At 60.7% G+C, this 582-nt stretch carries 1 pseudogene; it reads right to left on the minus strand.

The window, feature by feature from the left end:
• Positions 1-88: 88 nt before the first annotated feature.
• Positions 89-582, minus strand: a pseudogene (locus ACU8YE_RS24050) (polyphosphate kinase 1); the annotation flags it as partial.

The raw sequence follows: 582 nt of genomic DNA on the forward strand, positions 1-582 counted from the left end.
GAGTACTTCACGAGCCCCGTCATCAATGTCGCGTAGTACGACGGCGCCAGCTGCCTGGATAGGCCCCTTGTGTCCCCCCATCTCGGTTTCACCGCCTCCTGTCGCGGGTGCGTCGGATGAGTTCTTCTTGTAAGTCAGTTAGGGGGATGTCGTCCGGTCCGCGTGACACCTCGGTCCAAGTGCGATCCTGCAGGTGCCACGACACCGTACCTGGGTCGAAGGCCATGTCGAACATCTCTTCAACCTCCGCCACGTGCTGCTTGTTGGACAAGCCGACAAGGGCTTCTACCCGGCGGTCCAGGTTGCGGTGCATGAGATCGGCTGAGCCGATTGCCACCATCGGGCGACCACCGTTGGCGAACCAGAAGATGCGGGAGTGTTCTAGGAACCGGCCCAGGATAGAGATGACCCGGATGTTCTCACTGAGCCCGGGAACCCCCGGTCTGATAGAGCAAATACCACGTACCCACAGGTCTACTGGAACACCGGCGCGGGAGGCGCGGTAAAGGGCGTCGATGACGCGCTCATCGACGATGGAGTTGACCTTGATCCTCACTCCGGCAGGCAACCCAGCCTTCTTAT

The organism is Ralstonia sp. VS2407, assembly GCF_052950655.1.